The organism is Desulfobacterales bacterium (genome assembly GCA_028704555.1).
Classification (GTDB): domain Bacteria; phylum Desulfobacterota; class Desulfobacteria; order Desulfobacterales; family JAQWFD01; genus JAQWFD01.
Genome location: JAQWFD010000073.1, coordinates 1 through 6825 on the forward strand (window position 1 = coordinate 1; position 6825 = coordinate 6825).

Consider the following 6825-nt stretch of genomic DNA (forward strand, 5'->3'; position numbering starts at 1 on the left):
TCCAGTGATTGCGCCAGCAGCATGGATCCTACCAGAAAAAAAGGAAGACTTTTACCGCAGATGATATAGCGTTTCCCGCTTCCTTTCACCAAAAAATACATTCCCACGCCGAGAGCAAAATATGCGAGAATAAAGAAAATAAGACCGATTGCCATAGGTGACATAGTAGTACTACCTCCTTCATCTGGATCTGTTTTATTTGTAATAAATAAAAATTTCGGTCGGAATTAAAGCATGTGGTAGCTGTAATTCCAACTCATTATGATCGGATGTTCAGGGGGACAATTTAACGCTGGTCAATACAGGGAGTGGATACTATATTCAATAAAGACCCCGGATGAAGTTTCAACGCCATTGCTGCATATTCAGTCAGATATGACGTTGGTACGGGTTCTTTATGGATTCAAACCCCGCATATTTTCCCCGGCAGATCGATCACGTCTTCCTTTGCCCAAAGAAAAACCTGATCCATCTTGTCGGTCAATTGCTTATTTTTAAATCAAATCAAGCCGATACAGATATCAGCCTTATTTAGTAGCCTTTAATCTGTCTCGGGAAATAATCCTCGCAGCCGCCTTCACGATAAACGTCCAAGGTGGTGCAGTGCAGCGCGCCGCCGAACGGAATTACGTGCTGATACGGAATTGGAATAACTTCCATTCCGAGTTTATCCAGCTGTTTTGAGCGGATCCCACTCATTCCACGAATTGACTATTTTTGCCATTTTCGTACTCCTTTTGAATTGTTAAAAGTGTTTTTTCTACATATAACTATAAATAAACAAACTCGTGTTTTTTAATGACAGGAGGAGAGGGAGGAGGCGGGGGGAGGGGAGGAGAAACTCCTCTACAAATCGTAAAAAAAGTTTCTCCCCTGGGCATTGCCTGCCGCGTCAGGCTAAATAAAGGCTGAGAGTTTTTCAGAATTTTTGTTGCACATTCGGTACCAGCTTCATCTGTTCCAGCTCTTCCAATCTGGTTGAGCCGGTAGGTGACCCCCCTGTTTCCGATTATGTTGACAACGTTTATCATTTCTCAACCTCCAGTCCCATGGAACCATCGGGGTAATATCTCTTCCCTGTTCATTGCCACTTTCAGCCGGAGAGACATTTGCTTAAATCGTTGCTTCGACGGATTCAACTCAACTTTTCGGGTATTGAATTACCGTCAAATTTTAAAATTTTTAAAAGCATGTTGAGGCGTTGTTGTCTGTTCTTATTGTATCCCGGTCATATCCCGGCTTTTTTCGTTTTTCTATTATAGAATGCAAGACAGACGCCAGAAGCTTGAGCACGGACTTTTTTTATATATATTTATTATTTTTACAGAATTTCAGGAAAGTTATATGGAATGAGACTGTAAGAGATTTTTAAAATTGTAATAATTCGCACCGTAGCACTACACATGTGTAGTGCTACAGATGTGTGAAGTGTAGACACTTTTGATCCGCAGACGATTTGATTTTGTTGCCCTGATTCGGCGGCCGCATCTTCAATTCGATCGCTTTGGACAAAGCGATCGAAACTTCGTTTCTTCGGTAGATTCTGTCTGCCTTGAGGAGCCATGTTGCATCTTGCCTGGAGAGAACTCTACAGGAGCAAGGCCCTTTTTGATATGGCATGTTCGGATGATTGGGTTGCTTTTTTTGCCTGTATATAGTAACTGTGCGTTTTTCAGTTTGAATGAAATTTAAATCTGTGCCCCATTAATTCAGGGTGCCGGTTATGCCAATAAAATCTTGAAACCATGACCCCGGAGGAATGCGCTTCGCATTTCACAGGGCGAACGCAGAAATCAGGGGGGAAAACAGATATTTTCTGATGATCACGAGGTAGATGTAGATCGTTACCGCATCACTCCTGATGCCCTGGAACTGAGGCATCCTCGACTTTTGCAACATCAGTGTTTCCCCTTGCTCGAAGATATGACGATGTGTATAAATATATTGAGGCGCGCAAATTAAAGAACCTGAACAATTTGCCATATTCCCTGGTCTGTCTCTGGTCATGACTAACGTTTATATACAGTCAGTCAGCAAACGCCCCTTGCCGGGTTTTGAAGATGAACCCTGTGAACAGGCTTGAGAGACGCCAAAATCCGTCGAAATCTTTGCTCAATTTTATTTGTTTTCCGTTTCTGACTGACTTGATTTTCATCCATAAATGACCGTTTCATCCAATCTCTGCGCGAATCTGTTCAAAATCAAATTCGTGGCTGCACACGAGCTATCGATAAAATAGCATCAGTTTTGCTTTAAACATTATTCGGGATCAGGCTTTCCGGGTTTTTTCGGCATTCTGAATCCTATAAGGAGATAAAAAATGAAACAAAAATATGTCATGATAAAAGAAAAAGATACAGGTAATTTGTTGATTCAGGAATATGAAATGCTTGATAAAAATATTTTTTCTCTGGTTTGCGAGGTTAAGTATGATCAAGCTGATATCATATCCGGCATTTCCGAAGACAGACGAAAGCTGATTTTGTTACTCAGATCGCAGGACTTTTTCCCTGTTGCGCTCTATGTGGATAAAATAGCGGATTCTGTCATCGAACTGTACAGTGATGCCGCCTGCGAAAGGAAGGAATTGATCCTTGAAGACAAGGATTTTATTGTAAAATTTAAAAAGCCCGTTATATTGGAAGCGATAAAGGATGATACCGATGTGAAAGAAGAAACCGATGTCGAGGACATCCTTGGAGATGAACCCGAGGATTCGGAATAACCATCGATAGTCGCTTGTGATACTGACGTGGCAGTTGCGGACATGGGCGGCTTGTCCGGCAAATATTAAAATAACTGAATGGATTTTATACAGGTTGGCCATTTTTGCATGTACCTAAATCCCGGGTTCAGCGGTCCTGCAAAAATGGCCAACCTGTTTTCAGAACACCGGAGCCGGTTCTATTTTTTGCTATGGTAAACGCTTGACTGATATATGAACTCAGATCAAATACACGGATTTTGTAAAAGACTGATCCTGTGGTACAACACCCATCACAGGCATCTTCCCTGGCGTCAAACGGACAATCCCTATCGTATCTGGGTCTCGGAGGTGATGCTCCAGCAGACACAGGTAAAAACCGTTGTTCCCTATTACCGGAAGTTTGTCACAAATTTTCCGGATATACATCAATTGGCGGGTGCCGGTCTGCAGGATGTTCTCAAGGCATGGGAAGGCTTAGGCTACTATGCACGTGCACGAAATCTGCATCGGGCGGCTCAATTGATTTTTTCTGATTACAGCGGACAGATTCCGGATTCCTTCAAAGCGTTCAAACAACTTCCCGGGGTGGGAGATTACATCGCTTCGGCAGTATTGAGCATTGCATTTCACCAGCCTTATTCAGTGGTTGATGGAAATGTAAAACGCGTGCTGTCACGTTTGTTTCAGATCGATGTTCCGGTAAATCAGTCGTCATCGTATGCCGTATTCCGGCAGCTGGCGGAATCGTTACTGGATCGGAACAGCCCCGGCGTATTCAATCAGGCCATGATGGAACTCGGTGCCCTGGTTTGCAGACCCGGTAGCCCTGATTGTGCCATATGCCCGGTGCAATCGGCCTGCAGCGCCTGTCAACATGGCCATGTCGATGTCTATCCCCGACGGGTCATCAAAAAAGCGGTTCCGGAATATCGCATCAGTGCCGGAGTGATCCAAAAAGACGATCTCGTCCTGATTACCCGCCGTAAGCTGGATGGCCTTCTCGGCGGACTTTGGGAGTTTCCCGGCGGGAAGGCCCAACACGGAGAAGATGCTGAATCGGCCTGTATCAGGGAAATTCGGGAAGAAGTGAATCTGGAGGTTGAAATAGAGGCATATATCACCCGGGTAAGGCATGCGTACACGCATTTTAAAATCGTGATGGATGTGTTTAAATGCCGCTATGTGTCAGGCGATATCAAACTGAACGGCCCAATGGATTACCGGTGGATTGCCATGGGGGAGATTGACAGATACCCGTTTCCGAAAGCCAATCATAAGTTTATTCCCCTGATCCGGTTATGCGATTAAATGCTCTGTATTGCAATCGGACATCGATAGTGATAGTTGATTTAAGCGTGTTCAAAGATCCGCAGATAATATCCGAGGATGGTTGCAGCGGTTTAAAGACGGCCAAACGGATGATTGATTAATCCTAAATTAAACAGGGTGGATATATGAAATCGTTTGAAGAATTATTTGTCGAGCTCCAGGTGAAGGCATTTAGTCAGGACCCGGAATCGAGTACCTTTAATGAAATGGAAAAAGGAAAGCATTTTATCGGGAAAAAAATTCTTGAAGAAGCCGGAGAGGTCTGGATGGCGTCGGAACATGAAGGCCGTCAAAGGACTGCCGAAGAAATTTCTCAACTTTTGTACCATATTCAGGTGATGATGCTGGCATGTGATCTGGGGTTGGAAGATATCTACAAACATCTGTAATTTTATTGAACGAAGATTTATGGATAATTTGATATGTTGAAAATTGCGTTGCCCAATAAAGGCTCGTTATCCGAGGGGGCTGTTCAGGTCGTAAAAGAGGCAGGTTATCGCTGCCGGCGGTATGGCCGGGAGCTGATGGTCCGTGACAGTGAAAATAAAATCGAATTTGTATTCCTGCGGCCCAGGGATATTTCCGTGTATGTTCATAACGGGGTCCTGGATATGGGCATTACCGGCCGGGATCTGGCCATTGACAGCGAAGCGGACGTTGTGGAGTTGTTGCCGTTGAGATTCGGCAAATCCGATTTTTATTATGCGGTTCCGCATAGCAGCAGCCTTACCCCTGAAATGTTTCATCAGCTTAGAATCGCAACATCATATCCCAATCTGGTTTTAAACGATTTAAAACATCGAAACGTTACGCCTGCCAGGATCATCCGCCTGGAAGGGGCGGTTGAAATAGCCATCCAGCTGGGCGTTGCCGATGTGGTTGCCGATGTGGTTCAATCCGGAAAAACATTGGAAGATGCCGGGCTGAAGGTTATCGGTGAGCCGCTTCTGAGCTCCGAAGCCGTTCTCATAGCCCGGCAGCAGGAAATCTGCCAGCGGCATGATGTAAAGGTGTTTATCGAACGGCTCAAGGGAATTGTGGTCGCTCGTGAATATGTGATCGTGGAATATGATGCCCCGGAATCTCTCCTTGAAACGGTGAGCCGGATGACCCCGGGTATCGAATCCCCGACGGTTTCTCCGTTGAGCAAAAAAGGATGGGTTGCGGTCAAGGCCATGACCATGCGAAAAGATGTCAATCGGATCATGGACGAACTGAAAGATGTCGGCGCCCGGGGCATTATTGTCACCGATATACGATGCTGCCGGCTGTGACTCTATCATAAAAGGAACACGGTTTGCCTTCGGCCGGACGTGAATGGATCCGGTTGGAACAAACCGTGTTTGTCTTTTTATCTCCTGAAGCTATCAGCCGATCAGCTTCATCTGTACGGCTTTAGACGGTTTTTTCTCAAAATGCGCTGAAGGCGGATCCGTTACCGTGTCAGCGGATGCCGGTGTTTTGGAAGTTTCTGGTGCCTCATATCCCTTGCAGGGATCTTCCGAATATTTTACTTCAAATGTGTTGGTATCCGACGGGTTGACTGATTCGGGGATTTCCAGTTTCAGCTGGATTTCCTGCCGGGTCATGACCGGAAATCCGTAATGCGCGTTGATGTATTTCATCGGGCCTTTGGCCTGAACGCGCTGATCAACAAATTCCAGGTGCTTTTCTATCCGTTCACGGATCAGTTCGGATGAAAAACCGGGTACTTCCCGGAGCTGGTCGTGAATCACATCGCTAAAGCCCTTTTCCAACTCAAAGCCGATGCTGTTCCGGCCGGTAACCATGGCCGCCGCCATGGTGGTTCCGGTTCCCAGAAACGGATCGACCACCGTATCTCCTTTTACCGAGAACATATTGATCAACCGGTAGGGCAGTTCAAACGGATAGGCGCCGCTTCTGCCGCGGGTTTTCTTGTCGAGCATTTTTTGCCTTGCGCCTTTTAAATCCATCCATATATCGGAAAACCAGATGTTCCGTTCTTCCCAGAAAAAAGCGCTTTCCCGCCGGTTTTCTTTTTCTTTTCCGGTATCAAACTCCCGCTTCCGGCCTTTGCGCAGTACCAGAATATGTTCATGCTCCAGGGTCACATAGGCCCCGGGCGGCATCATGCCGGAACCCATGAATTTGTTGGGCGCGTTGGTCTGCTTGCGCCAGAGAATCTGCGGGAGAGCCACAAATCCGATATCCAGCATGTGGAACAGGATTCTGGAATGATTGGAATAGAGCATGAAATGCCCGTCCAGGGTCCGGGTGGCGTCTCCGATATTGACGCAGGCGATGCCACCGGGCCTCAGAACCCGGTAAACCTCATCCCATACCGTATCCATCAGGCGGTGCATCCGTTCAAACGCAGCAACCCCGTCATATTTTTTCAAGGCACTTCCCACATCGGCATCCTGATGTAAAAACGTTTCATCCCACATCTTGATCATGGGGTAGGGAGGTGAGGTGACCGTCAGATCGACACTGCATGAAGGCACAGCCGTCATGCGGTTTGAATTTGTAAAGTGTATCTGGTGAGTTGTTTTCATGGCTGAAACGGTATCCATACTTTGTTATTTGTAGGTCTGAAATGCAAATTTTTTTTCAATATCAGAGTGTAGTTCCCAAAACAAGCAGATTGGAACAGCCACATTTAAACTTGCAAGCATAAGGCCTTTAAACTCGATGATCCAGTTTTTCGAGCTTGACGAAAAATCCGGTTATCGTTAAGCTGCTGCTCGGTACCTGAGAGAAGGCGAGGGCTGAAAGTTCCCCCAGATTCTCGCGTTCATATGTTTGCC

7 protein-coding genes are annotated in these 6825 nt (G+C 46.0%); 4 read left to right on the forward strand and 3 right to left on the reverse strand.

The window, feature by feature from the left end:
* Nucleotides 1-531: 531 nt before the first annotated feature.
* Both PHQ97_15705 and PHQ97_15710 read right to left on the reverse strand, forming a co-directional pair.
* Nucleotides 532-660, reverse strand: a complete 129-nt coding sequence (locus PHQ97_15705; protein ID MDD4394177.1) for a hypothetical protein — start codon at nt 658-660, stop codon at nt 532-534.
* A 1113-nt stretch (nt 661-1773) separates the two neighbouring features.
* A complete protein-coding gene (locus PHQ97_15710) occupies nt 1774-1899 on the reverse strand; it encodes a hypothetical protein (GenBank protein MDD4394178.1) in 126 nt (41 codons plus the stop codon).
* A gap of 421 nt (nt 1900-2320) precedes the next feature.
* On the opposite strand from PHQ97_15710, the gene PHQ97_15715 reads away from it, so the two are divergent.
* The 4 genes from PHQ97_15715 (at nt 2321) to hisG (ending at nt 5310) form a co-directional block, all read left to right on the forward strand.
* Nucleotides 2321-2725 (forward strand): hypothetical protein, encoded by a 405-nt coding sequence (locus PHQ97_15715; GenBank protein ID MDD4394179.1) that lies wholly within the window; start codon nt 2321-2323, stop codon nt 2723-2725.
* Nucleotides 2726-2938: 213 nt separating this feature from the next.
* On the forward strand, nt 2939-4015 hold the full coding sequence (mutY, locus tag PHQ97_15720; GenBank protein MDD4394180.1) for an A/G-specific adenine glycosylase: 1077 nt from the start codon (nt 2939-2941) through the stop codon (nt 4013-4015).
* Nucleotides 4016-4161: 146 nt separating this feature from the next.
* Nucleotides 4162-4425, forward strand: coding sequence for a phosphoribosyl-ATP diphosphatase (locus tag PHQ97_15725; GenBank protein MDD4394181.1), 264 nt, complete (start codon nt 4162-4164; stop codon nt 4423-4425).
* A 33-nt stretch (nt 4426-4458) separates the two neighbouring features.
* Complete coding sequence (hisG, locus tag PHQ97_15730; GenBank protein MDD4394182.1) at nt 4459-5310, forward strand: ATP phosphoribosyltransferase; 852 nt, start codon at nt 4459-4461, stop codon at nt 5308-5310.
* A gap of 93 nt (nt 5311-5403) precedes the next feature.
* On the opposite strand, the gene PHQ97_15735 is transcribed toward hisG, so the two are convergent.
* Nucleotides 5404-6573 carry a site-specific DNA-methyltransferase gene (locus PHQ97_15735; protein ID MDD4394183.1) on the reverse strand — a complete coding sequence of 390 codons (1170 nt, stop codon included), beginning with the start codon at nt 6571-6573 and terminating at the stop codon, nt 5404-5406.
* Nucleotides 6574-6825: the final 252 nt, after the last annotated feature.